We start from the raw sequence: 24201 nt of genomic DNA, 5'->3' as shown, positions 1-24201 counted from the left end.
GTGCACGGTGCCGTGGGGCGCCTCCGGGCAGAGCCTGGCCGTGCTCGTACTCCGCCGCCGACGCCCGCGGCTGGTACGACATCGAGGTGACCGCGGACGGCGACAGCGGCTTCCGCCGGCGCCTGATGGGCCACATCGAGAACGGGCGCCCCAGCGTCTCCGGGTGACATAACCGAACATATGCGATCCTTCGGGGCGCACGGAATTCGGGGACGACAGCCCCGAATTCCGTGCAGCCCTGTGAGTATGACCACGAACCGGGCGAAGGGGCCCTAACGATCACTATCACCTGACAGAGTGATGCCCTGAAGGTCATGCGTTCTTTGCGGGCAGTTCCCAGTGAAGATCCACGAACCACCAGGGAGCTCGTCCGTTGGCCGCCATCGCCCGGTGGTGCATCAGGCACCGCCTCGTCGCCGTTCTGCTCTGGCTGCTCGCTCTCGGCGGTGTCTCGGCCGCGGCGGGCTTCGCGGGCACCGCGTACTCCTCCGACTACGACGTTCCCGGCACCGAATCGGGCCGGGCCACCGAGCTCCTCCAGGACGGGTTCCACGGCCAGGGCGGCGCCGGAGAGACCATCGTCTGGCACAGCGAGCACGGCAGCGTACGGGCGGCCGCCGTCAAGCAGCGCACGACCGCGATGCTCAAGAAGGTCGCGCGCCTGGACGGGGTCGCCTCGGTCACGGGGCCGTACGACACCTCCGCGAAGCCTCCCGCCGCACAGGTGCCCAAGCCCTCGGGCACGAACGCGTCCAAAGCCAAAGCCAAAGCCAAAGCCAGAGCCAGAGCCGAGGCCGAGGCCGAGGCAAAGACCAAGGTGAAGGCGAAGGACAAAGCCAGGACCGAGGCGAAGGCCAAAGCCACAGCCAAGGACGAGGCCAAAGCCACAGCCAAGGCCGGCAACGGCAAGGACGACGACAGCGCCGTCCCGGGCGGCAAGGGCGGAGTCTCCGTCCCGGACGGCGCCGCACGGATCAGCGAGGACGGCCACACCGCCTACGCCACGGTCGTCTTCGACGCGAAGGCCGAGGACATCACCGAAGCGCAGGCGCAGGCCGTCGTCGACACGGCCCGGGCGGCCGCCGGCGACGGGCTCCAGGTCGAACTCGGCGGCAGCGCCACCGCCCTGACCGAGGCGCCCTCCTCACACATCGCCGAGATCGTCGGCGTGGCCGTCGCCGCGGTCGTCCTCTTCCTCGCCTTCGGTTCGCTCGCCGCCAGCCTGCTGCCCATCGCCACCGCGCTCGTCAGCGTCGGCGCCGCGTACTCGGGCATCGTGCTGCTCGGCCACGCCATGGACGTCGCCGACTTCGCACCCATGCTCGGTCTGCTGATCGGACTCGGCGTCGGGATCGACTACGCCCTGTTCATCGTCACCCGGCACCGCAAGGGGCTCAGACGGGGACTGCCCGTCGCCGAGGCCGCCGAGAACGCCGTGGCGACCACCGGGCGCGCCGTCGTCTTCGCCGGCCTCACCGTGTGCATCGCCCTGCTCGGCATGCTGATCCTGCGACTCTCCTTCCTCAACGGAGTGGCGATCGCCGCCTGTCTCACGGTCCTCCTCACCGTCGCCGCCTCCGTGACTCTGCTGCCCGCGCTGCTGTCCTTCATCGGAATGCGGGCCCTCGGCCGCCCGGAGCGCCGCAGGCTCGCCAGGCGCGGTCCCCGGCCCGAGCTCCCGACCGGTTGGGCCGCCCGCTGGTCCGTCTTCGTCGAACGCCGCCCGAAGCTGCTCGGGGTCGTCGCCGCCGTGGTGATGGTGGTGCTGGCGCTGCCGACGCTCTCGCTCCACCTCGGCACGTCCGACCAGGGCAACAACCCGGCGTCCAGCACCACCCGCAAGGAGTACGACCTGATCGCCGAAGGCTTCGGCCCCGGCACCAACGGCCCCCTCACCCTGGTCGCCGAACTCGACGGCGCCGACGACCGGCCGGCACTGCAGAAGCTGCCCCGCACCCTGAGGGACACCAAGGGCGTCGCCTCCGTCAGCCCCGTGACCTACAACGACAGCGCCGACACCGCCGTACTCACCGTCGTGCCGGAGTCCTCGCCACAGTCCAAGGAGACCAGCGAACTCGTCGACCGCCTCCGCGACACCGTCCTGCCCGCCGCCGTGAGCGGCACCTCGCTGCACGTACACGTCGGAGGTGTGACCGCGAGCTACGACGACTTCGCCGCGGTGATCGTCGGCAAGCTGCCGCTGTTCGTCGGCGTCGTCATCGCGCTCGGCTGTCTGCTTCTCCTGCTCGCCTTCCGCTCCCTCGGCATCCCGCTCAAGGCCGCCCTGATGAACGTGGCGGCCGTCGCCTCCGCCTTCGGCGTCGTCGTCGCGATCTTCCAGTGGGGCTGGGGGAGCGAACTGCTCGGCCTGGGCAGCGCGGGACCGATCGAGCCCTTCCTGCCCGTCATCATGGTCTCGGTGCTCTTCGGACTCTCCATGGACTACCAGGTCTTCCTGGTCAGCCGGATGTACGAGGAGTGGCTGGCGACCGGGGACAACCGGCGCGCCGTCCGGATCGGCCTCGCCGAGACGAGCCGCGTGATCAACTCCGCGGCGGTCATCATGATCTCCGTCTTCCTCGCGTTCGTCCTCAGCGGCGACCGTGTCATCGCGATGTTCGGCATCGGACTCGCCGCGGCCGTCGCGCTGGACGCCTTCGTCCTCCGTACGCTCCTGGTGCCCGCGCTCATGCACTTGCTGGGCGGCGCCAACTGGTGGCTGCCGCGCCGACTGGACCGGTGGCTGCCACGGATCAGCATCGAAACTCCCGTGAGCCGAACCCGCACACATGCGAAGATCCCGGAGCAGCGTGTGAGCGAGGAAAGCCCGCTCGCACGGTAGCCGGAGACACGAGCAAGTCCAGAGACACCGAGAAGTCCAGAGAGACCGTGAAGGAGCGGGATGTTCGCGATATCCCTGGGGGACGGCGCCGAGCTGAGGCCCATCGAGCCCTGGCAGGCCGAGGAGTTCCTCGACCACATCGAGCGGGCGCGGGAGTACGCGGGTCCCTGGGTGCCCATGACGGTCAACGTGAAGGACGTCGATTCTGCCCGCACCTTGCTCCAGAGCTACGCCGACAAGCAGGCGGCCGACACCGGCCGGCTGTACGTGATCCGGCTGGACGGCACCATCGTCGGTGGTGTGCTCTTCCGGGTCTTCGACACTCAGACAGAGTCGTGCGAGGTCGGCGTCTGGCTGGAGCCGTCCGCCGCCGGCCGCGGACTGATCACCCGGGCTGTCGAGCACCTCATCGACTGGGCCGTGGACGAGCGCGGCATGCACCGCGTCGAATGGCTCGCCTCCTCCCTCAACCACCGCTCCATCGGTGTGGCGAAGCGGCTCGGCATGACCCGCGACGGCGTCCTGCGCGAGCTCTTCCCGTGGCAGGGCATCCGCCACGACATGGAGGTCTGGTCCGTACTCGCCCCGGAGTGGCGCGAACGGCGCGCGGCCGGCCGCAGTTCCTGAGCCCGGACCTGGACCCACCCGCCCCGGGACCACCCTTCCCGGGACCGCCGTTCCCGGGGCCGCCGTTCCCGGGACCGGTGTTCCTGAGACCGGTGTTCCTGAGCTCTGTTCGGGGTGCCTTAGAGGCGGATCGGCGGACCTGGGCGGACGTCTAAGGACCCCGGACCGAGAAGATGCGGCACTCTCCCGATGTGGCCGCACCCCCTGGGGGACGAGAGTTGAGGCATCGCGGAAGCGAAGGCTCGAACGAGTCGCCAACACCTCGTCACCAGGGAGAACCCCGTGTTCGCGTACGAACTCCAGAAGATTCAGCACGCCGAGATGATCCGCCGGGCCGACAATGAGCGGCTGGCCCGCCGGGTGCGCGTCGCCCGCCGTGCCGCCCGCCTCGACGGCACCCCGTCCGCCAAGGACGAACCGGAGGGGCAGGTGAGTGGCCACGGCTTGTTCGCCCGGGCTGCATGACGGGGCCGGGCCATGACGGTCGTGCCAATATCCAGTGCCGCAGGCCCGGACGGCTGTGCGATGCTCGGCGGCGTGGAGACCCGGTCCGTCAGCCCCGTCTTCGTCGGCCGCACCGGCGAACTGAACATCCTTGCGCACGCGCTCTCCCGCGCCACCGCGGGAGAGCCACAGGCGTTGCTCGTCGGCGGTGAGGCCGGAGTGGGCAAGACCCGTCTCATGGAGGAGTTCCACGACGAGGCCTGCCGCAGGGGCGCCGTCTCCGCCATCGGCGGCTGCGTCGAGATCGGTGCCGACGGGCTGCCGTTCGCCCCGTTCTCCACCGCGCTGCGCAGTCTGCGGCGGCGGCTGCCCGAGGAGTTCGCAGCGGCGGCGGCCGGGCAGGAGGAGGAACTGGCCCGGCTGCTGCCCGAGCTGGTCCAGGCCTCGAGCAGCCGGCAGGGCCGGCCCGACGAAGAGAGCGTCGCCCGGCTCTTCGAACTCACCGTCCGCCTCCTGGAACGCCTGGCCGCCGACCGCACGGTCGTCGTCGTCCTGGAGGACCTGCACTGGGCCGACGCCTCCACCCGCCACCTCCTCGCCTACCTCCTGCGCACCCTGCGGCGCGGCCGCCTCGTCGTCATCGCCACCTACCGGGCCGACGACATCCACCGCCGCCACCCGCTGCGCCCCCTCCTCGCCGAGCTCGACCGGCTGCGCACCCTCCGGCGCGTCGAACTGCCCCGCTTGAGTCGCGACGAGGTCGCCCGCCAGATGGCCGGAATCCTCGCCACGGAACCCGCCCCGGCCCTCGTCGACGACATCTTCGAACGCTCCGACGGCAACGCCTTCTTCGTCGAGGAACTCGCCGTCGCCGCCCACGAGGGGGGCGGCTGCGCCGGTCTCACCGACTCGCTCCGGGATCTTCTGCTCGTCCGTGTCGAAGGACTGCCCGAGCACGCCCAGCGCGTCGCCAGGATCGTCGCCGAGGGCGGGTCCACCGTCGAGTACGACCTGCTCGCCGCCGTCGCCGGGCTCCCTGAGGACGAACTCATCGAGGCCCTGCGGTCCGCCGTGGGCGCCAACATCCTCACCCCCACCCCGGACGGCGACGGCTACCGCTTCCGCCACTCCCTGGTCCGCGAGGCCGTCAGCGACGATCTGCTGCCCGGCGAACGCTCCCGGCTCAACCGGCGCTACGCCGAAGCCCTGGATGCCGGTCCCGCGCTCGTCCGCGCCGACGAACGCGCCGCCCGCCTCGCCAGCTACTGGTACCACGCCCACGACGCCGCGAAGGCCCTCCCCGCCGTGCTGGACGCCGCCGTCGAGGCCCGCCGCCGGCACGCCTACTCCGAGCAACTCCGGCTGCTGGAACGGGCGATGGAGCTGTGGGACGACGCCCCCGAGGACGTACGGGCCGAGCTGCGCCCCGTGGACTACGCCGAGGTCTACCCCCCGTGCGGCTGCGACCCGGCCACCACCCCGCTGCACTATCTCGACCTCATGGCCGAGGCTGCCGTCGCAGGCCGTCTCTGCGGCGAGCGGGAACGCGCCCTGAAGATCACCAAGCGGGCGCTGCGGATCCTGGACGAGGAGAACGACGCCCTGCGCTCCGCCTGGTTCTGGGTCCAGCGCTCCCGCCTGACGCAGAGCCAGGGCCGAGGCGACGGCTGGACGGAACTCGCCACCGCGCAGGGGCTCGTGCGCGGACTGCCTCCGTCCGAGGTCCACGCCGACGTGCTCGCCAGCGTCGCCGCCTGGTCCATGCTGCACAACCCCGGGCCCGAGGCGCTGGCCGCGGCCGAACGGGCCGTCGAGTACGCGCAGATGGTCGGCGCCCCCGACATCGAGATGCACGCACGGCTCACCCTCGGAGGCCTGATGGTCGACGCGGGCGACATCGAGGCCGGACTCGCCGAGATGTACACGGTCAAGGACCGGGTGACCGACATGGGCATCGCCGCCGCCGTGGGGCGCAGCCATGTGAACCTCCCCTCCGTCCTGGAAGGCGTCGGTCGCTCCGCCGAGGCCGTGTGCGTCCTCGAGAAAGGGCTCAAGCTGTCCAGGAGGTACGGACTGCTGGACTCCGAAGCCTGGGTGTGGGGCAACCTGTCCGAGTCGCTGTACGCCCTCGGCCGCTGGGACGAGGCGGCCGAGGCCGCCGCCCAGGCCCAGCGCATCGGACAGAGCGCCAAGCCGCGCGGCGCCGGAGCCTCCCGGCACGCCTATCTCGCCCTCGCCCGGGGCGAGATGGCCGAGGCCGCCAGACAGCTCGCCGCCGCACGCGACTACTACGGCACCCACGACCCCGTTCCGCAGCAGTCAATACCCTTGGCCCGTATCGCCGTCGGCGTCGCCGCGGGCGAGGGCCGTATCGCCGACGCCCGCGCAGAGCTCGACCGCGCTGTGGCCCCCGGCTTTCCTCCGGGCACCCAGCGCTACGCCTGGCCGCTGCTGCTCGCCGCGGCCACTGCGGAGGCCGATGTCCGCGGTCTGCCCGCCGCCGAGGCCGGGCGTGCCGAGGCGCTCGCCCGCATCCGCCACGGCGCGAAGGCACTCCCCACCTCCGCACCGGTCTGGATCGCCTACGAGGAGTGGGTACGGGCGGAACTGCTCCGCGCCGAGGGTCAGGACACCCGGGACACCTGGGCCGCTGTGCTGGCCGCCTTCGCCTCCGTGGAGCGCCCTTACGACGTGGCCCGGGTCCGCCATCGCACGGCCGAGTCGCTGCTCGCCGCCGGCGAACGCGAACCTGTGGTCGACCTCCTGCGCCAGGCTCACCGGACCGCCGAGGCCCTCGGAGCCCGCCCGCTCGCCCAGGCCGTCGCCCAGCTCGCCCAGCGAGCCCGTGTCAGCCTCGCCACCCCCGAGCCCGCGCCCGAACCCGTCCACGCCCCTGCCGAGGACCTCGGACTGACCCCGCGGGAGCAGGACGTCCTGCGCCTGGTCGCGGCCGGCCGCACCAACCGCCAGATCGCCGAGGAGCTCTACATCTCGCCCAAGACCGCAAGCGTCCACGTCTCCAACATCCTGGCGAAGCTCGGCGTCGCAGGCCGTGGCGAAGCAGCCGCGCTCGCTCACCGCCTCCAGCTCTTCCCGGCGACCGCCTGACCACCCCCTGCTCCGGCGGGCGCCCGCGGGGCTGGTGCCGGTGCTCAGGCCTGCGGGTCCTCGCGAGGCGTGCGTATGACGACCTTCCCGGACGACAGGTCTATCTCGCCGTGCGCCGGATCGCCGTCGCCGACGTCCACCCGCGTCAGCTGCAGCCGGTTCCTCTCGTCCTCGGTGTGCTTGCGGCCGGGCGCGAAGAGCTCCTCGATCAGATTGAACACAAGCCGCTCACCTCTCACTTCACCTCAAGCCGCAGGATCCTGTCGTCCCCCGGCTCAGGTGTGCCTCTGGTGTCCGTCTCGCTGGTGACCAGCCAGACGGCCGAGCCGCCGCCTGCCCCGCCGACCGGCAGGACCGTACGCAGCCTGCCGTACTGTCCTTCGAGGAACGACTGGGGATCCGCGGAAGGTTCCGCACCGGCCAGCGGAATCCGCCACAGGCGCTGGCCCCTCAGGCCCGCCATCCATATCGAGCCCTTGGCGTAGGCGATCCCGCTCGGAGACGCCTCGTCCGTCCGCCACTGGGCCACCGGGTCCACAAAGCCGGGCCTGCCGCCCTTGCCCTCCACCTCGGGCCAGCCGTAGTTCTTGCCGGGCTCGATGAGATTCAGCTCGTCCCACGTCTGCTGCCCGAACTCGGCGGCCCACAGCCGCTTTTCGGAGTCCCAGGCGAGGCCCTGCACATTGCGGTGGCCGTACGAATAGACCACGGAATCCGCCGACGGATTCCCGTGCACAGGCTCCCCGTCCGGGGTCATCCGGAGGATCTTGCCGCCCAGGGATTCCTTGTCCTGCGCCAGTCCCGTGTCGCCCGTTTCGCCCGTGCCCGCGTACAGCATCTTGTCCGGGCCGAAGGCGATCCGTCCGCCGTTGTGGATACGGCCCTTGGGGATGCCCCGCAGGACGGTGTCGGGAGCGCCGAGCTGCTGCCCGGCCGGCTTCTTCTCGTCGTACAGCATGCGGGCGATGCGGTTGTCCGACTCGGTCGTGAAGTACGCGTACACCAGGTGGTCCGAGGCGAACGACGGGGAGACGGCGAGGCCCATCAGGCCCCCTTCACCGGCCGGGGCCACGCCCGGCACCGCGCCTATCTCCGTCTTCTTGCCGCTGTCGGCGGCGATGCGCGTGATCGTGCCCTCGTCGCGCGACGAGACCAGCAGGTCGCCGTCGGGCAGGGCGGCCAGGCCCCAGGGAGACTTCAGGTCCTGGGTCAGCGTGGCCGTCACCTTCACCGAGCCCTTCGCCGGCGGGGCGGCCGGGGAGGTACCGCCGCCCGGGGCTGAGGGGGTGACCTGGCCCGAGGGGGCGCCCTGGCGCCCGCCCGCCCGCTCCTGTCCGTCGCCGGACGAGCACCCGGCGGCGAACAGCAGCGCGGCAGCGGCCAGCACGGCCGTTACACCTGGACGTTGCACGATTCATGTCCCTTCGCCGGGTGAGCGGGTCGCGTAAGCCGTACGAGCCGCACGTCTACAGTTCTTACACCGCAGCCCCGCCCCAGGTTCCCGATCTCCGCAGATGACTTCGGGCAGACCGGTCCCCGGACCCCGGACACGCCCTAGTCCCAGGATCCCCTGGCCGGCGGCAGTCCCGCGATCTCGGCGACGTCCCGCACGGTCAGTTCCAGCCGCGCCGCCGCCGCGTTCTCCACGGCCCATTGCTCCCGTTTGGCCCCCGGCACCGGCACGACATGACGTCCTCGCCCCAGCAGCCACGCCAGCGCCACCTGCGCCGGAGTCGTACCGGGACCGTGCCGCTCCGCGACTCGCCGCAGCCCCGCGACCAACGGCTGGTTCGACGCCATCATCTCGGCCGTGAACCGCGGGTGCCGGGCCCGCAGATCATCGGGTTCGAAGCCCTGCCCGGGGGTCAGGGTGCCCGTGAGGAATCCGTTGCCCAGCGGCATCGCCGCCAGGAAACCCACGCCGCGCGCCTCGCACCACGGCAGCAGCGCGTCGAGCGACTCGGGCGACCACACCGACAGCTCCGCCTCCACCGCGCTGACCGGAAAGACCTGCTGGACCCGCTCCAGCTGCCGAATCGTTCCGTCGTGCAGCCCGGCACCCGCTCTGCGCGACGCCCGAGCCCCCACCGCGCAGAGCCCCAGCGCGCGCACCTTTCCCGCGGACACGAGCTCCGCCATCGCGCCCCAGGTCTCCTCGACCGGGACCTCCGGGTCCGCGCGGTGCAGCTGGTACAGGTCGATGACATCGATCCCGAGGCGCCGTAGCGACGCGTCGCACGCCCGCCGCACATAGCCCGGCCGCCCATTGGCGACGATGTGCTGCTCGCCGACGAGCAGCCCGACCTTCGTCGAGACGAACGCCTCGCCCCGCCGCTCCTTGAGGACCCTGCCGAGCAGCAGTTCATTGGTGAACGGGCCGTACATGTCGGCCGTGTCGAGCAGATTCACACCCGCGTCGAGCGCCGCGTGCACTGTGCGCAACGAGCGGTCACCGCGCTGCTGCGAGCCGGCGTACGCCCAGCTCATCGGCATACAGCCGAGGCCGATCGCGCCCACTTCGAGCGCCGCCGCACCGATTGTCCTGCGGTCCACCTGCGCGTACCCCTCCCTGTGCCGCTCCCCAAACTAACCTCTGCCTCCCGCCGCGCTTCGCATAGCCTCCTGACCATGACTTCAGACGTTTGGCTCCCCATTCCGGCAGACGAGATCGAGGGGCTCCCCGCTGCCGCGGAGTCCGGGCTCAGCTACCGCTTCTGGGACGGCGGCGAGGACTACCCGGCCGACCCCGCCGACTGCGCCTTCTACGTCGTCCCGTACATGAAGGGCACGGGGGTCGCGGTACGGCCGCTGGCCGCCATGAAGAACGTGCGGGTCGTCCAGACCCTGTCGGCCGGAATCGACCACGTCGAACCCGGGCTCGGCTCGCTGCATGCCGGCGTACGCCTGTGCAACGCCCAAGGAGTTCACGAGGCGAGCACCGCCGAGCTCACCCTCACCCTGATCCTCGCCTCCCTGCGCGGCATTCCCCGCTTCGTGGAGGGCCAGCGGCAGGAGGAGTGGAGGTCAGGCTTCTATCCGGCGCTCGCCGACAAGTCCGTGCTCATCGTCGGGTACGGCTCGATCGGCGCCGCCATCGAGGACCGGCTCGTGCCGTTTGAATGTGCGCGGGTGGCGCGCGTCGCGCGCTCTGCACGTACCACTGAGCGCGGCGAAGTGCACGCACTCACCGAACTCCCGGCGCTGCTCGCCGAATCCGATGTGGTGATCCTCTCCACCCCGCTCACACCGGCCACCAACCATCTCGCCAACGCCGGTTTCCTGGCCCGGATGAAGGACGGCGCCCTGCTGGTGAACGTCGCGCGCGGACCGGTCGTCGACACCAAAGCGCTGCTCACGGAGGTCGAGAGCGGCCGGATCACCGCGGCCCTCGACGTCACCGACCCCGAGCCGCTGCCCGTCGGCCACCCGCTCTGGCACGCCCCGGGCGTCCTGATCAGCCCTCATGTCGGCGGCTCCACTTCGGCGTTCATGCCCCGCGCCAAGCGCCTGCTGGCCGGGCAGCTCACCCGGTACGCGGCAGGAGAGCCGCTGCGAAACGTGGTCCTCACGACCAAGTAGACGCCACACTGGAACGCGCCGGGCACTCTGCGGAGTCGCCCGGATGCGTCGTGTGTCGACGACCCCCCTCATGGTCACTGTGAGTAGAGAACCTATGTCCCTGAGTGACGAGACTGGTGTATCGTCCCGACTTGGGGGCTGCGTCGTGTACGAGAGCGGCGATGCGGAGCGATCAGACTTCGAGGGGGGCGACGGGCGATGCACGGCCAATGGACCAACGATCCGACGCGGCGGGAGTGCCGCCGACGACCCTCGCGCGCCCCGATGCGCGGAGCGGCAGCCCCGGCGAGACCGGGCACGCCGCCCGGCCCTCGCAGGCGGAGCCCGGGGAGCACGCACAGCCGGCCCCGCAGGCGGAGTCGGCTGAAAGCGCTGTCAGGGGCGGTCCGGTGAGCGCCCCGGGGGCGCTTCTCGCCCACCGCCAGGTCCAGGACGGCGGTGGGACGGGAATGATGCCGAAGGTCCTGCTCGGTCTCGCCAGCGGCGGTTATGCCATCGGTGCCGCCTTCGGCTGGGGATCCGAGCAACTGGCGCTGATCATGGGTGATTTCGGGCTCAGTCTCGCCGCCCTGCTCGCAGCGGTCTCCTGCTTCGTCTACGCACGTGCGCGAGGCAGCCGCTTCCGGCCCGCCTGGATGCTCTTCGCGGTCTCGTCCGCCATGGCGGCGTGCGGAAACGCGGTCTGGGGCTGGTACGAGGTGGTGCTCGGCCGGGCCGTGCCGAGCCCGTGCCTCGCCGATCTGTTCTTCCTCTGCTTCGCGCCGCCCGCCATCGTGGGACTGCTCGTCCTCGCCAAGCGGCCCGTCACCCGGGCCGGCTGGGTCTGCCTCGCCCTCGACGCCTGGCTGATCGGCGGCTCCCTGCTCACGCTCTCCTGGAGCCTCGCCCTCGCGCACACCGCGCACTTCGAAGGCGAGAGCGTGGCCGAGGCGGCGCTGTCCCTCGCCTATCCGCTGCTTGACATCGTTCTCGTCAGCATGGTGCTCGCCCTGCACTTCCGGCGGTCGAACCTGAACCGGTCGGCGATCAACACCGCCATCGCCGCGTTCGCCCTGACCGTGCTGTGCGACGCCCTGTTCACCTCACCGCTGCTGCGGGACAACTACCACTCCGGGCAGTTGCTGGACGCCGGCTGGTTCGCCGGCTCGCTCCTCCTCGCGTACGCGCCCTGGGGAGTGCGCCGACTGGAGGCGAGCACCGGGCATCCCCGCGGCTCCCGGCCCGCGGTCCGCCCCATTACCGGCTCCCTCGCCGCCCTCACTCCGTATCTGGCGGCAGCCGTCTGCACCCTCGGCATCCTCTACAACGTCACCGAGGGCCGCCGGGTCGACCGGGTGGTGGTCTTCACCGGCTGCATGGTCGTCCTCGCCCTGGTCGTCCGGCAGGGCATCATGCTGCTCGACAACATCGCCCTCACCCATGAACTGGCCCAGAAGGAGAACCACTTCCGATCCCTGGTGCAGGGCTCCAGCGACGTCATCATGATCGCCGCGCCCACAGGCATACTCCGCTACGTCAGCCCGGCCGCCGCCGGTGTGTACGGCCGCGACGCGGACGAGCTCATCGGCTCCGAGCTGGCATCCCTCATCCACCCCGAGGACCTGGGGCGTGTCGTCCACGAAGTGCGCCGGTTTCTGGCCGCTCCTCCTTCGGAGGAGCCCACGACCCGCATCGAGTGCCGCTTCAGATCCGGCACCGGCCAGTGGCTCAATGTCGAGTCCACGGTCAACCGCCACCAGGGCGGGCTGATCTTCAACAGCAGGGATGTCACCGAGCGGGTGCGCCTCCAGGCCCAGCTGCAGCACAACGCCGAGCACGACCCACTCACCGACCTGCCCAACCGCGCACTGTTCACCGAGCGGGTGCGCCAGGCCCTCGGCGGCCGCCGCGCCGGCGACCAGGGCACGGCCGTGCTCTTCATCGACCTGGACGGCTTCAAGGGGGTGAACGACCGCCTCGGCCACCAGGCCGGCGACGAGCTGCTGATCCAGGCCGCCCGCCGTCTCCAGGAGTCCGTACGCGCGGGTGACACCGCGGCCCGGCTGGGCGGTGACGAATTCGCCGCCCTCATCCTCGGCGACGGCTCCCGCGACCAGTCCGCCCGCGAGTTCACGGTGCACGACATCGCCGACCGGCTGCGGCTCATGCTCTCCCAGCCGTACCGGGTGGGGGGCAACGAGGTGCGGGTCGCCGCGTCCATCGGCGTCGCCTTCGCCGAGTCCGGCATCACCGCGGGCGATCTGCTGCGCAACGCCGACCTGGCCATGTACCGGGCCAAGGCGGGCGGCAAGAACCGGGTCGAGCTGTACGCACCCCAGATGCAGGCCGAGGTCGTCCGTCGCAGCGAGCTGGCCGGCCGGCTGCGCGCCGCGCTCCACGACGGCGAGTTCGCGCTGCTCCACCAGCCCGTCGTCGGTCTCGACGACGGCCGTATCAGCGCCGTCGCCGCGCAGGCCCGCTGGAGATCGGCCCAGGGCATCCTCTTCACGCCTGCCGAATTCCTGCGGGTCGCCGAGGACAGCGACCGCACCGCCGAGCTCGGCCCCTGGCTGCTGGAGGAGGCTGTCGAGCAGGCTGCGGAGCGCAGCCGACTCGGGCACCAGGTGCCCGTGTCCATCCGGCTCCCTGCCCGTCGGCTACTGGACCGGTCCGTGCCGCTCGGCTCCATCGAGGGGCTCCTCACCCGCCATGGGCTGCCCTCCGGTTCCCTGGTGATCGAGCTCGCCGACAGCGACCCGCGGATCTCCTTCGACGAGCTGGAGCAGCGGCTCGTCGCACTGCGGCGGCTCGGAGTGCGGATCGCTCTGGACGGCTTCGGCAGCGGCTACGCCGCGATCAACGCACTGCGCCGGCTCCCCGTCGACGTACTGAAACTCGACCGCGGCCTGGTCGAGGGCGTCGTCGAGTCGGCCAGACTGCACAAGATCACCAGCGGGCTGCTCCGTATCGCCTGCGACCTCGGCATGCAGTCCGTGGCGGACGGTGTGGACGTTCCCGAACAGGTGCTGGCTCTCCGAGCCATGGGCTGCACTCACGGCCAGGGGATGGCGTTCTCCGGGCCGATCGACGAGTACCGGCTGCGCCGTGCCCTGGTGCGTGGCGAGTATCCGGTGCCCGGGGGAGCCGCGCTGCCGGTCCTCTCCGGCCGTTCCCTGCCCGGGCGCCGCCAGGCGGCCCCACCGGAGGTGTTCGAGCATCCCTCGATGCGCTCAAATAATGAGACGCCTGTCCCACCCACTTGACAGTGGCAGTGCGCCGGGGAGAGGGTCAGTGCCATGCGCACCCGAATTCTCGTACTTGGAAAGCGCGTCGGCTGAAGCAGGGCCCTGCACGGGCTCTGCAGACCGCACCGGCGCGCTCCCCTCGCTTGCCTCACGGCACGAGGGGTTTTTTGTTGCACTGGTACCTATCAAATCCATGCAAAACACCCAGCTTCGAGACCCGCAAAAACCCTCAGCTTCGAGAAGAGAATGCCGATGACCGAGCAGGCCACCGGGGCCCACCATCCGCAGCCGCGGGCCCGCACCGGCGGACAGACCTCCGCCACCGTTGAGCACGTCACGGGCGCGCAGTCCCTCATCCGCTCTCTCGAGGAAGTCGGGGCCGAGACGGTGTTCGGCATCCCGGGCGGTGCCATCCTCCCCGCGTACGACCCACTGATGGACTCCTCCCGGGTCCGTCACATCCTGGTCCGCCACGAGCAGGGCGCGGGCCACGCCGCCACCGGCTACGCGCAGGCCACCGGCAAGGTCGGCGTGTGCATGGCCACCTCCGGGCCGGGCGCCACCAACCTGGTCACGCCGATCGCCGACGCCCACATGGACTCCGTCCCGCTGGTCGCGATCACCGGCCAGGTGGCCAGCAAGGCCATTGGCACGGACGCCTTCCAGGAGGCGGACATCTGCGGCATCACGATGCCGATCACCAAGCACAACTTCCTGGTCACCAAGGCCGAGGACATCCCGAGGACGATCGCCGAGGCCTTCCACATCGCCTCCACCGGCCGCCCGGGACCGGTCCTGGTCGACATCGCCAAGGACGCCCTGCAGGCACAGACCACCTTCAGCTGGCCGCCGCAGACCGACCTGCCCGGCTACCGCCCGGTGACCAAGCCGCACGCCAAGCAGATCCGCGAGGCCGCCAAGCTGATCACGCAGGCCAAGCGCCCCGTCCTGTACGTCGGTGGCGGTGTCCTCAAGGCCGGCGCCACGGCCGAGCTGAAGGTCCTGGCGGAGCTGACGGGTGCCCCCGTCACCACCACCCTGATGGCGCTGGGCGCGTTCCCCGACAGCCACCCGCTGCACGTGGGAATGCCGGGCATGCACGGTGCGGTCACCGCCGTCACCGCGCTGCAGAAGGCCGACCTGATCGTCGCCCTCGGTGCCCGTTTCGACGACCGCGTCACCGGAAAGCTGGACAGCTTCGCCCCGTACGCCAAGATCGTCCACGCCGACATCGACCCGGCCGAGATCGGCAAGAACCGCGCCGCCGACGTCCCGATCGTCGGTGACGCCCGCGAGGTCATCGCCGATCTGGTCCAGGCCGTCCAGGCCGAGCACAACGAGGGCAACACCGGCGACTACGCCGCCTGGTGGAACGATCTCAACCGCTGGCGCGAGACCTACCCGCTCGGCTACGAGACGCCGGACGACGGCAGCCTCGCCCCGCAGCAGGTCATCCAGCGGATCGGCCGGCTCGCCCCGGAGGGCACGATCTTCGCGGCCGGTGTCGGCCAGCACCAGATGTGGGCCGCCCACTTCATCGACTACGAGAAGCCGGCCACCTGGCTGAACTCCGGCGGCGCCGGGACCATGGGCTACGCCGTCCCGGCCGCCATGGGAGCCAAGGCCGGAATGCCGGACCGTACCGTCTGGGCGATCGACGGCGACGGCTGCTTCCAGATGACCAACCAGGAGCTGGTCACCTGCGCGCTGAACAACATCCCGATCAAGGTCGCGATCATCAACAACGGCGCGCTGGGCATGGTCCGTCAGTGGCAGACCCTGTTCTACAACGAGCGCTACTCCAGCACCGTCCTGCACGCCGACGAGACCGGCCACCACACGACCGGCTCCCAGCTCGGCGCGAGCACGGCGCCCCGCAAGGGCACCCGCGTCCCGGACTTCGTGAAGCTGTCCGAGGCCATGGGCTGTGTCGCCCTGCGCTGCGAGGACCCGGCCGACCTGGACAAGGTCATCGCCGAGGCCAACGCGATCAACGACCGTCCCGTCGTCATCGACTTCATCGTCCACGAGGACGCCATGGTGTGGCCGATGGTCGCCGCAGGCACCTCCAACGACGAGGTCATGGCCGCCCGCGGCGTCCGCCCGGACTTCGGCGACAACGAAGACGACTGAGCGAGCAGCGAGAGTAGAGAGAGACGTAACGAATCATGTCCAAGCACACGCTCTCCGTCCTGGTGGAGAACACCCCGGGCATCCTGGCCAGGATCGCCGCCCTGTTCTCCCGCCGCGGCTTCAACATCGACTCGCTCGCCGTCGGCGTCACCGAGCACCCCGACATCTCCCGCATCACGATCGTGGTCCAGGTCGAGGACCTGCCGCTGGAGCAGGTGACCAAGCAGCTCAACAAGCTGGTCAACGTCCTGAAGATCGTCGAGCTCGAGCCCAGCGCCGCGATCCAGCGCGAGCTCGTCCTGGTGAAGGTCCGCGCCGACAACGAGACCCGCTCCCAGATCGTCGAGATCGTCCAGCTGTTCCGCGCCAAGACCGTCGACGTCTCGCCCGAAGCCGTCACGATCGAGGCCACCGGATCGAGTGACAAGCTCGACGCCATGCTGAAGATGCTGGAGCAGTTCGGCATCAAGGAGCTGGTCCAGTCCGGCACGATCGCCATAGGGCGTGGCGCGCGGTCCATCACGGACCGCAGCCTGCGGGCCCTCGACCGCAGCGCGTAACGGCACGTCCGCCCGGATACCGAGACCCCCGAGCCCCTCATCGCTCCCCGCCGTACGGTGGGACGCAACACCAGCAAGACCAGTCAACAAGGAGAAAACCAGTGGCCGAGCTGTTCTACGACGACGACGCCGACCTGTCCATCATCCAGGGCCGCAAGGTCGCGGTCATCGGCTACGGCAGCCAGGGCCACGCCCACGCGCTGTCGCTCCGCGACTCTGGTGTGGACGTCCGCGTCGGTCTGCACGAGGGGTCCAAGTCCAAGGCCAAGGCCGAGGAGCAGGGCCTGCGCGTGGTGACGCCGTCGGAGGCCGCCGCCGAGGCCGACGTCATCATGATCCTCATCCCGGACCCGATCCAGGCCCAGGTGTACGAGGAGTCCATCAAGGACAACCTGAAGGACGGCGACGCGCTGTTCTTCGCCCACGGTTTCAACATCCGCTTCGGTCTCATCAAGCCGCCGGCCGGTGTCGACGTCGCCCTGGTCGCTCCCAAGGGCCCGGGCCACCTGGTCCGCCGTCAGTACGAGGAGGGCCGCGGCGTTCCGGCGATCGCCGCCGTCGAGCAGGACGCGACCGGCAGCGCCTTCGCGCTGGCGCTCTCGTACGCCAAGGCCATCGGTGGCACCCGCGCCGGTGTCATCAAGACGACCTTCACCGAGGAGACCGAGACCGACCTGTTCGGTGAGCAGGCCGTCCTGTGCGGTGGCGCCTCGGCGCTCGTCAAGGCGGGCTTCGAGACCCTGGTCGAGGCCGGCTACCAGCCGGAGATCGCGTACTTCGAGTGCCTCCACGAGCTGAAGCTGATCGTGGACCTCATGTACGAGGGCGGCCTGGAGAAGATGCGCTGGTCGGTCTCCGAGACCGCCGAGTGGGGCGACTACGTCACCGGCCCGCGCATCATCACGGACCAGACCAAGGCCGAGATGAAGAAGGTCCTCGCCGAGATCCAGGACGGCACGTTCGCCAAGAACTGGATGGACGAGTACCACGGCGGTCTGAAGAAGTACAACGAGTACAAGACGCAGGACGAGAACCACCTGCTGGAGACCACCGGCAAGGAGCTGCGCAAGCTCATGAGCTGGGTCGACAACGAGGAGGCGTAAGCCTCGGTGCGGCGGGTCCAAAAGGGCCCGCCGCACTCCGTTGGACAACAAGTCCAACCACGGACGGGTGATCCTTCCGCCAAGGCGGAAAACCAGCCCTCCAAGACCACTAGAGTGGTCAACAGATTCGCGTTCAGGCCCACAGCGTCGTGCGTCTTCCACGCGGCTAGCCCCTCCGCCTGCGGCCGTCGGGACGGCCGTCCGCATTGGACCAGTGAGGACTCACGTGAGCACTGCGCCCCGTAAACCCGTTGTACTCATCGCCGAAGAGCTGTCGCCCGCGACCGTGGACGCGCTCGGTCCGGACTTCGACATCCGGCACTGCAACGGCGCGGATCGCGCCGAGCTTCTTCCCGCCATCACCGACGTGGACGCGATCCTCGTACGTTCCGCCACCAAGGTCGACGCCGAGGCGATCGCCGCAGCGAGCAAGCTGAAGGTCGTCGCCCGCGCCGGTGTCGGCCTGGACAACGTGGACGTCTCCGCCGCCACCAAGGCCGGCGTGATGGTCGTCAACGCCCCGACCTCCAACATCGTGACCGCCGCCGAGCTCGCCTGCGGTCTGCTCGTCGCCACCGCGCGCAACATCCCGCAGGCCAACACCGCCCTGAAGAACGGCGAGTGGAAGCGCTCCAAGTACACGGGCGTGGAGCTGAGCGAGAAGATCCTCGGCGTCGTCGGCCTCGGCCGCATCGGTGTGCTGGTCGCCCAGCGGATGTCCGCCTTCGGCATGAAGATCGTCGCGTACGACCCCTACGTCCAGCCCGCGCGAGCCGCGCAGATGGGTGTCAAGCTGCTCTCGCTGGACGAGCTGCTGGAGGTCTCGGACTTCATCACCGTCCACCTCCCGAAGACCCCGGAGACGCTCGGCCTGATCGGTGACGAGGCGCTGCACAAGGTCAAGCCGACCGTCCGCATCGTCAACGCCGCGCGTGGCGGGATCGTCGACGAGAGCGCGCTGGCCAGTGCGCTCAAGGAAGGCCGGGTCGCGGGCGCGGGTCTCGATGTGTACGCGAAGGAGCCCTGCACGGACTCCCCGCTGTTCGAGTTCGACCAGGTCGTCTGTACCCCGCACCTCGGCGCGTCCACGGACGAGGCCCAGGAGAAGGCCGGTATCTCGGTCGCCAAGTCGGTGCGCCTCGCGCTCGCCGGCGAGCTGGTGCCGGACGCGGTCAACGTCCAGGGCGGTGTCATCGCCGAGGACGTGCGCCCGGGGCTGCCGCTCGCCGAGAAGCTCGGCCGGATCTTCACCGCGCTGGCGGGCGAGGTCGCGGTCCGGCTCGATGTCGAGGTGTACGGCGAGATCACCCAGCACGACGTGAAGGTGCTCGAACTGTCCGCGCTGAAGGGCGTGTTCGAAGACGTGGTCGACGAGACCGTGTCGTACGTGAACGCGCCGCTGTTCGCGCAGGAGCGCGGTGTCGAGGTCCGTCTGACGACCAGCTCGGAGTCCCCGGACCACCGCAATGTGGTGACTGTGCGCGGCACGCTCTCCGACGGCGAGGAGGTTGCGGTCTCCGGCACCCTGGCCGGTCCCAAGCACCTCCAGAAGATCGTGGCCGTGGGCGACTACGACATCGACCTGGCGCTCGCCGACCACATGGTCGTGGCGTGCTACGAGGACCGTCCGGGCGTCGTCGGCACCGTCGGCCGGATCCTCGGCGAGGCCGGGCTGAACATCGCGGGCATGCAGGTCGCGCGCCAGGAGGAGGGCGGCGAGGCGCTGGTCGTGCTCACCGTCGACGACACCGTGCCGCAGTCCGTGCTGAACGAGATCGCCGAGGAGATCGGCGCGACGTCGGCCCGTTCGGTGAACCTGATCGACTGATCCTGCATCGCGGACCGCTCCCGCGTACCCGCTTCTTAGACGCTCGTCTTACACAAGCGTCTAAGGGGCGGGTACGCTGCTTTCATGGGACACCGCGAAGATCTGCTCGAAGGCGCCAAGCGCTGCTTGCTGGAGAAGGGCTACGGCCGGACGACGGCCCGTGACATCGTCGCCGCCTCCGGCACGAACCTGGCCTCGATCGGCTACCACTACGGCTCCAAGGACGCTCTGCTCCAGCAGGCCTTTCTGGCGCTGACGGAGGAGTGGGGCGAGGCCGTCGGACCGGCTCGGGCCGAGAGCGCGGGCGGCGCGCCGGCCGATCCGTACGCACGCTTCGAGGGTGTCTGGGAGAAGGTCGTCGCGGCCTTCGAGGAGAGCCGCAAGGTCTGGAAGCTCCAGCTGGAGGTCGTCACCCGGCTCGACGACGACGAGGTGCTCCGGGAGGCGATCAAGGAGCCCCAGCGGGAGGGGCGGCTCGGCATGGCGGAGGCCTTCCTCGGGGTCGATCCCGAGGCCGATCCGGAGAAGGCCCGCGCGGCGGGGCTGCTCTTCCAGGCGCTGGTGGCGGGCGTGATGATCCAGTGGATGGTGGACCCCGAGACGGCTCCGTCCGCGAAGGATCTCACCGACGGCCTCAAGGCGATCATGGAATAGGCGGCGACAGGGGTGCGGCCCTCGCCCGTGACGACGGGCGAGGGTCGCGAGGTGAGGCGATGGTCAGCAGCCCATCGTCCAGGTGTGGGAGTCGCCGTCGTCATTGGCCGCGGCATTGTAGTTGACCTCCTGGCCCGGGGCCAGACAGATCGTCATGTGCCCACCCAGTTGGGCTGATGAGTACACCTGGACGTGGTCCTTGACGCCCGGCCCGGAGATGCCGTGGTTCGCCCATGAGGAGTCCTCATCGGCGATCCAGCTCTCCCACCAGTGGTCGTCGCCCGACCAGTTGGCCCGCTGGCCGGTGAAGTCGGCGTTCTCCCAGGTGCAGAACTCCCCGCTCGGGCAGTCGGCGGCACCGGCCGGAGCCGCGGCCGCGGCGAGCCCGCCGGTGAGCAGGAGCACGGCCGTCGCGGCGGAGGCAAGGATGCGCTTCGGAGTCATGGGCTGTGGGTGCCTTTCTCTGTCGGGTTCCCCTGAGGCTGCGCGGGAGAGAGTTCCGCCGCGCGGTGCAGAGCGCGGGTGCGCAACTGCGCGTACGTGGTGAGCTGTTCGCGCCGCAGGGCGCGCACCTCGGCCAGCCGGGCCGGTTCGAGCCGGGCCTCGACGGCGGTCAGCCCGCTCTCACGGGCGCACCGGGTGGCGGCAGCCTGCTCCGGCTGCCGAGGCGAACGGCCGGACAGGCAGCGGGTGTACCGCGCGAAGACGGTGCGGTGGGCGGGGTCGGTCCGCATCCGGGCCCCGGCTTCCGCGCGCAGGTTGTTGACGGTCACCTGGGCCCGGAACCAGCGGCGCTGGTCGCCGTAGAGGGTGTGCCGGGCCGAGGCGAGACAGCCGTCGGTGTGAGCGGTGACGGTGTAGCCGGTGGGAAGGGTCAGGGACAGTTCGCTGGGGCCGCTGCCGAAGACGGCGGCCTGGAGCCGTCTGTCCTCGGCGGGGGTGGCGGGCTTGGACGCGGTGGTGAGTCCCTGGCTCGCGAGGCACCGGGTGACCAGGGCCTGCTCGGCGGATCGGATGACGTCGTCCCTGGACCGCTCGGGCGTGGGCAGCGCACGTCCCGTGGGCGCCGCGGCACAGCCCGACAGGACGAGCGCCGCGACAAGGGCGCACGCCGCGTGGAGAGCGCGCACGGCTCAGCTGACCTCGCAGCCCATGGGGGTGTCGGCGACCCCGTCGATACGGGAGCCCCAGGACCAGTTGTCGCTGAAGTCGTACGCCCGGATCAGCCGGTAGTAGCAGGCGTCACGGCCCCAGTCGATCGCGTACAGATCGCGGTTCACGTCCGAGCGGAACGAGGCGGCCCGGTCGTGGAGGAACTCGGGGACGTCGGCGTAGCCCGGTGGGCCGTAGCACCATCCGTCTCCGTGCTGCCCGGCGCCGGTCCAGAAGCACACCTGTCCGGGGCCCCGCCCGGCGGCGGCCCCGGACTGCGCGGCGCCGGCCGCAGGGGTGGGCAGGAGAGCGGGGGCGAGGGCGGTGAGCAAGGCAGCGGCGGACATGGCGAGCCTGCGGAGCATGACGACTCCCGGGATGTGGTGGAAGTCCCGTTCGTGATCGACGGGAAGGCACGGTCAAGCTGCCCTGCGCCGATCGGTGCCATGCGTCATTCACCCGAAGGGGTGCGAGACCTGCCGGAAGGAGCGTTTCTGCAGGTCACGGCCCTGCGCTGTGGCCGCTTCGTGGCTCACAGCCGGGCCGCTTTGAGCGCCATGTGCAGCAGCAGGCGGTCCTCACCCTCGTCCAGGTCGAGTCCGGTCAGCTGCTCGACGCGGGACAGCCGGTAGTAGAGCGTCTGACGGTGGATGCCCAGGGCCGACGCCGCGCGCTGCGCCTGGCCCGCACAGTCCAGGAACACCTCTGCCGTACGGGCCAGTTCGGCATGGGCGGGGGCGAGCAGGGGAGCGGCCGCGGGGTCGGGGGAGGACGCCGGAGCGAGTGACGTCAGCAGCCGGTACGGGCCGATCGAGGACCAGTCGGCCACCGTCCCGAGCCGGGGCTCGGCCAGGGCGGCGCACGCGGCGGCCGTGGCCTCCCGCCAGGAGACGTCGAGCTCGCCGATGCCGCGGCGGGGGAGTGCGACACCGGCCGCGGCGCCGCCGAGCCGCGTCGCCGCGGAGTGCGCTGGGCCCAGGGCGTCGGCCGAGCGGAGCCGTACGAGCACGGCGAGCGCGTGAGCTCCGGTGTCCGGGGCGTCCTCGCGGGGAGCGGCGTCCGAGGCGCCGGTGCCGGCCGCCTTCCCCGCGCCACGCCCGCCCGGCGCGGTACCCGTCCACGGGAGCGTGCACAGCGCCGACGCCCCCGGGACCGTACGCGCGGAGGGAGCGTCACCGGACGGCCAGGGGGCCACGCACACCGCCGCGTGCAGACCGTCCGCGGCCGGGCCCAGGGCCGTCCGCAGCGCCGCGAGAGCCATGTCGTACTGCCAGCCCCGCTCGGCCGTGAGCACCGCGCGGAACTCCCGTGACAGATCCGTGCCCGCGCGCTCCTCGTCCGCGAGCAGGCCGCCGATCCGCCCGGCCACCTCCATGGCCGCGGTCAGTTGGGCGTGCGTGGGACCCGGGTAGGCGTCGAGCAGCCATACGTATCCGAGGACGATCCCGCGATGGCGGACCGGAAGGCAGATGCGGTCACGGAAGACTCCGGCCTCCGGGGCCGCCGGGATCCGCACCGGGCCGGTCGCCCGGGCGATGCCGAAACCCTCGAACCAGGTGCGTACCGCGGGAGTGGACTTCCTGGTCAGGATCGAGCGCGTACGGACCGGGTCCATGGCGCTGTCGTCCTCGCTGTCGTGCGCGCCGAAGGCGATCAGTCCGAAGTCCCGGTTCTCCAGCGTCGCCGGGGCGCCCAGCAGCCCGGAGATCTCGTCCACCAGGTCCTGGTAATCGCCTTTCACGCGGACATTCTCGCACCGGTCGGGCACCTCTTCAGACATATGTCTGAAGAGGTGGCCGCGGATGCGTGACAGCTGTCGATGGCCGAGCATCGGAGCGATATTTAGGTTTCACGGTGGTTCTCCGTGCTGTTCCCGGATCGTTCGGTTACGGCCCCCTTCAAACCCGTGTTCCGTGGAGGTGCCCCGTGCTGGGTCCCGTGATCCTCGCCGCGTCCCGCAGCGAAAAGATGCGCCGTTTCGTATCGGCCGCTCCGGGGACGAAGCAGGTCGTCGCCCGGTTCATCGCCGGTGAGACGGTCGACCAGGTCATCCCGATCGTCGAGGACACCATCGGCAAGGGGCTCGAGGTCACCCTGGACGTGGTGGGCGAGGACATCACCACGCGCGAGCAGGCCGCCGCGGCCCGCGACGCCTACCTGGAGCTGATCGAGCACCTCAAAGACCTCGGCCTGGGCACGAAGGCTGAGATGTCGGTCAAGCTGTCGATGTTCGGCCAGTCGCTGGAAATCGAGGGGGGCGGGCCCGAAGGGCACTCGGTTGAGGGTGGTGGCGGGCGACGGGCGGGAGGTCACGAGCTGGCGCTCGCCAACGTCCGCCCGGTCGTCGAGGCCGCCGCGGCGATCGGCACCACGGTCACTCTGGACGCGGAGGACCACACCACCCTCGACTCGATGTTCGCCATCCACGAGGAGCTGCGGAAGGACTTCCCGCAGACCGGCTGTGTGATTCAGGCGTATCTGTTCCGCACCGAGGACGACGCCCGCCGCCTGGCCGCGAACGGCAGTCGCGTACGCATCGTGAAGGGCGCCTACAAGGAGCCCGCCGAGGTCGCGATCCAGGACAAGGCCGAGATCGACAAGGCGTACGTCCGCATCCTGAAGATCCTGATGGAGGGCGAGGGCTACCCGATGATCGGGTCCCACGACCCGCGTCTCATCTCCGTCAGCCAGGAGCTCGCCCGTCGCGCAGGGCGCAAACTGGATGAGTACGAGTTCCAGATGCTGTACGGCATCCGCAGTGACGAGCACGTGCGGCTGGCGGCCGAGGGCCACCGGATGCGCGTGTACACCGCGTACGGAACCGACTGGTACGGCTACTTCATGCGCCGTCTCGCCGAGAAGCCGGCCAATCTGCTGTTCTTCGTCCGGTCGATGATCACCAAGAACTGATGGGGCGGGGGAGCGGCGGCTGTCGCCACCCAGAAGC

At 70.5% G+C, this 24201-nt stretch carries 20 protein-coding genes; 13 read left to right on the top strand and 7 right to left on the bottom strand.

Annotation, left to right across the window (positions count from 1 at the left end):
• The 5 genes from ACWGI8_RS14620 to ACWGI8_RS14600 all read left to right on the top strand — a co-directional run.
• On the top strand, nucleotides 1-167 hold a 167-nt coding region (locus ACWGI8_RS14620; RefSeq protein WP_453660922.1), incomplete at its 5' end, for a phospholipase domain-containing protein.
• A 206-nt stretch (nucleotides 168-373) separates the two neighbouring features.
• On the top strand, nucleotides 374-2842 hold the full coding sequence (locus tag ACWGI8_RS14615) for an MMPL family transporter (protein WP_453660919.1): 2469 nt from the start codon (nucleotides 374-376) through the stop codon (nucleotides 2840-2842).
• 60 nt (nucleotides 2843-2902) lie between these two features.
• Nucleotides 2903-3469, top strand: coding sequence for a GNAT family N-acetyltransferase (locus ACWGI8_RS14610; protein ID WP_453660917.1), 567 nt, complete (start codon nucleotides 2903-2905; stop codon nucleotides 3467-3469).
• 282 nt (nucleotides 3470-3751) lie between these two features.
• Nucleotides 3752-3934, top strand: a complete 183-nt coding sequence (locus tag ACWGI8_RS14605; protein WP_453660916.1) for a hypothetical protein — start codon at nucleotides 3752-3754, stop codon at nucleotides 3932-3934.
• Nucleotides 3935-3946: 12 nt separating this feature from the next.
• Nucleotides 3947-7021 (top strand): ATP-binding protein, encoded by a 3075-nt coding sequence (locus tag ACWGI8_RS14600; protein ID WP_453660914.1) that lies wholly within the window; start codon nucleotides 3947-3949, stop codon nucleotides 7019-7021.
• Between the two features lie 44 nt (nucleotides 7022-7065).
• Here ACWGI8_RS14600 and ACWGI8_RS14595 read toward each other — a convergent pair whose 3' ends face one another.
• The 3 genes from ACWGI8_RS14595 to ACWGI8_RS14585 form a co-directional block, all read right to left on the bottom strand.
• Nucleotides 7066-7242 (bottom strand): DUF6191 domain-containing protein, encoded by a 177-nt coding sequence (locus ACWGI8_RS14595; RefSeq protein WP_453660913.1) that lies wholly within the window; start codon nucleotides 7240-7242, stop codon nucleotides 7066-7068.
• Nucleotides 7243-7256: 14 nt separating this feature from the next.
• Nucleotides 7257-8432, bottom strand: coding sequence for a PQQ-dependent sugar dehydrogenase (locus ACWGI8_RS14590; RefSeq protein ID WP_453660912.1), 1176 nt, complete (start codon nucleotides 8430-8432; stop codon nucleotides 7257-7259).
• 143 nt (nucleotides 8433-8575) lie between these two features.
• Nucleotides 8576-9574: an aldo/keto reductase gene (locus ACWGI8_RS14585; RefSeq protein WP_453660911.1), complete on the bottom strand. Its 999-nt coding sequence runs from the start codon at nucleotides 9572-9574 to the stop codon at nucleotides 8576-8578.
• 75 nt (nucleotides 9575-9649) lie between these two features.
• On the opposite strand from ACWGI8_RS14585, the gene ACWGI8_RS14580 reads away from it, so the two are divergent.
• The 7 genes from ACWGI8_RS14580 (at nucleotide 9650) to ACWGI8_RS14550 (ending at nucleotide 20102) form a co-directional block, all read left to right on the top strand.
• On the top strand, nucleotides 9650-10600 hold the full coding sequence (locus ACWGI8_RS14580; protein WP_453660910.1) for a 2-hydroxyacid dehydrogenase: 951 nt from the start codon (nucleotides 9650-9652) through the stop codon (nucleotides 10598-10600).
• Between the two features lie 389 nt (nucleotides 10601-10989).
• Nucleotides 10990-13842: a putative bifunctional diguanylate cyclase/phosphodiesterase gene (locus ACWGI8_RS14575; RefSeq protein ID WP_453660920.1), complete on the top strand. Its 2853-nt coding sequence runs from the start codon at nucleotides 10990-10992 to the stop codon at nucleotides 13840-13842.
• Nucleotides 13843-14070: 228 nt separating this feature from the next.
• The gene (locus tag ACWGI8_RS14570) at nucleotides 14071-15957 is read left to right on the top strand and encodes an acetolactate synthase large subunit (RefSeq protein ID WP_453660909.1); all 1887 of its coding nucleotides are present in this window, start codon (nucleotides 14071-14073) and stop codon (nucleotides 15955-15957) included.
• 35 nt (nucleotides 15958-15992) lie between these two features.
• Nucleotides 15993-16517 carry an acetolactate synthase small subunit gene (gene ilvN, locus ACWGI8_RS14565; protein WP_453660908.1) on the top strand — a complete coding sequence of 175 codons (525 nt, stop codon included), beginning with the start codon at nucleotides 15993-15995 and terminating at the stop codon, nucleotides 16515-16517.
• 101 nt (nucleotides 16518-16618) lie between these two features.
• Nucleotides 16619-17620, top strand: a complete 1002-nt coding sequence (gene ilvC / locus ACWGI8_RS14560; RefSeq protein WP_453660906.1) for a ketol-acid reductoisomerase — start codon at nucleotides 16619-16621, stop codon at nucleotides 17618-17620.
• 226 nt (nucleotides 17621-17846) lie between these two features.
• Entirely contained in the window at nucleotides 17847-19448 is a 1602-nt protein-coding gene (serA, locus tag ACWGI8_RS14555) for a phosphoglycerate dehydrogenase (RefSeq protein WP_453660905.1), read from the top strand.
• An 84-nt stretch (nucleotides 19449-19532) separates the two neighbouring features.
• Nucleotides 19533-20102 carry a TetR/AcrR family transcriptional regulator gene (locus tag ACWGI8_RS14550; protein WP_453660904.1) on the top strand — a complete coding sequence of 190 codons (570 nt, stop codon included), beginning with the start codon at nucleotides 19533-19535 and terminating at the stop codon, nucleotides 20100-20102.
• 63 nt (nucleotides 20103-20165) lie between these two features.
• Here ACWGI8_RS14550 and ACWGI8_RS14545 read toward each other — a convergent pair whose 3' ends face one another.
• The 4 genes from ACWGI8_RS14545 to ACWGI8_RS14530 form a co-directional block, all read right to left on the bottom strand.
• Complete coding sequence (locus ACWGI8_RS14545; protein WP_453660903.1) at nucleotides 20166-20546, bottom strand: peptidase inhibitor family I36 protein; 381 nt, start codon at nucleotides 20544-20546, stop codon at nucleotides 20166-20168.
• Nucleotides 20543-21232, bottom strand: a complete 690-nt coding sequence (locus ACWGI8_RS14540; RefSeq protein WP_453660901.1) for a hypothetical protein — start codon at nucleotides 21230-21232, stop codon at nucleotides 20543-20545. Before ACWGI8_RS14540 ends, ACWGI8_RS14545 begins: the two co-directional genes overlap by 4 nt.
• Nucleotides 21233-21235: 3 nt before the next feature.
• Entirely contained in the window at nucleotides 21236-21619 is a 384-nt protein-coding gene (locus tag ACWGI8_RS14535) for a hypothetical protein (protein ID WP_453660900.1), read from the bottom strand.
• A gap of 167 nt (nucleotides 21620-21786) precedes the next feature.
• Nucleotides 21787-22995, bottom strand: coding sequence for a PucR family transcriptional regulator (locus ACWGI8_RS14530; protein WP_453660898.1), 1209 nt, complete (start codon nucleotides 22993-22995; stop codon nucleotides 21787-21789).
• Between the two features lie 185 nt (nucleotides 22996-23180).
• Here ACWGI8_RS14530 and ACWGI8_RS14525 point away from each other — a divergent pair, with 185 nt between their 5' ends.
• Nucleotides 23181-24164 (top strand): proline dehydrogenase family protein, encoded by a 984-nt coding sequence (locus ACWGI8_RS14525; protein ID WP_453660896.1) that lies wholly within the window; start codon nucleotides 23181-23183, stop codon nucleotides 24162-24164.
• Nucleotides 24165-24201: the final 37 nt, after the last annotated feature.

The sequence above is a fragment of the Streptomyces sp. NPDC054841 genome (genome assembly GCF_053611045.1).
The sequence above is the reverse complement of the archived record's forward strand: the minus strand, read 5'-3'. Positions and strand labels throughout refer to the sequence as shown.

What these genes read in the sequence shown, in the direction of transcription:
- ACWGI8_RS14570 (WP_453660909.1), top strand. Translation starts at nt 14,071, where the DNA reads ATGCCGATGACCGAGCAGGCCACCGGGGCCCACCATCCGCAGCCGCGG.
- ACWGI8_RS14545 (WP_453660903.1), bottom strand. Translation starts at nt 20,546, where the DNA reads ATGACTCCGAAGCGCATCCTTGCCTCCGCCGCGACGGCCGTGCTCCTG.
- ilvN (WP_453660908.1), top strand. Translation starts at nt 15,993, where the DNA reads ATGTCCAAGCACACGCTCTCCGTCCTGGTGGAGAACACCCCGGGCATC.
- ACWGI8_RS14600 (WP_453660914.1), top strand. Translation starts at nt 3,947, where the DNA reads ATGACGGTCGTGCCAATATCCAGTGCCGCAGGCCCGGACGGCTGTGCG.
- ACWGI8_RS14580 (WP_453660910.1), top strand. Translation starts at nt 9,650, where the DNA reads ATGACTTCAGACGTTTGGCTCCCCATTCCGGCAGACGAGATCGAGGGG.
- ACWGI8_RS14550 (WP_453660904.1), top strand. Translation starts at nt 19,533, where the DNA reads ATGGGACACCGCGAAGATCTGCTCGAAGGCGCCAAGCGCTGCTTGCTG.
- ACWGI8_RS14610 (WP_453660917.1), top strand. Translation starts at nt 2,903, where the DNA reads ATGTTCGCGATATCCCTGGGGGACGGCGCCGAGCTGAGGCCCATCGAG.
- ACWGI8_RS14535 (WP_453660900.1), bottom strand. Translation starts at nt 21,619, where the DNA reads ATGCTCCGCAGGCTCGCCATGTCCGCCGCTGCCTTGCTCACCGCCCTC.